Origin of the sequence: Arthrobacter sp. ZGTC212 (assembly GCF_002929255.1) — a bacterium.
GTDB classification, from domain to species: Bacteria; Actinomycetota; Actinomycetes; order Actinomycetales; family Micrococcaceae; genus Arthrobacter_B; species Arthrobacter_B sunyaminii.
The window spans coordinates 1-591 of sequence record NZ_PJIJ01000051.1; the positions used below are offsets into that span (position 1 = coordinate 1).

1 rRNA gene is annotated in these 591 nt (G+C 51.6%); it reads right to left on the bottom strand.

The features are described 5' to 3' along the window. Positions 1 to 591, bottom strand: a 23S ribosomal RNA gene (locus CXQ89_RS17805); the annotation flags it as partial.

A 591-nucleotide genomic window follows, 5' to 3' on the forward strand; every position in this document is an offset into this window, starting at 1 on the left:
CGCTTACACATCCATCCTATCAACCATGTGGTCTACATGGGATCTTACATCTTACAAATGGGAAAATTCATCTTAAAGGGGGCTTCTCGCTTAGATGCCTTCAGCGATTATCCTGTCCGCACATAGCTACCCTGCTATGCCACTGGCGTGACAACAGGAGCACCAGGGGTGCGTCCATTCCGGTCCTCTCGTACTAGGAACAGCTCTCTTCAATTTTCCTACGCCCACAACAGATAGGGACCAAACTGTCTCACGACGTTCTGAACCCAGCTCGCGTACCGCTTTAATGGGCGAACAGCCCAACCCTTGGAACCGACTACAGCTCCAGGATGCGATGAGCCGACATCGAGGTGCCAAACCTCCCCGTCGATGTGAACTCTTGGGGGAGATAAGCCTGTTATCCCCGGGGTAACTTTTATCCGTTGAGCGACGGCCCTTCCACTCGGGACCGCCGGATCACTAAGTCCTACTTTCGTATCTGTTCGACTTGTAAGTCTCGCAGTTAAGCATCCTTCTACCTTTGTGCTCTATGTATGATTTCCAACCATACTGAGGATACCTTTGAGCGCCTCCGTTACTTTTTGGGAGGCG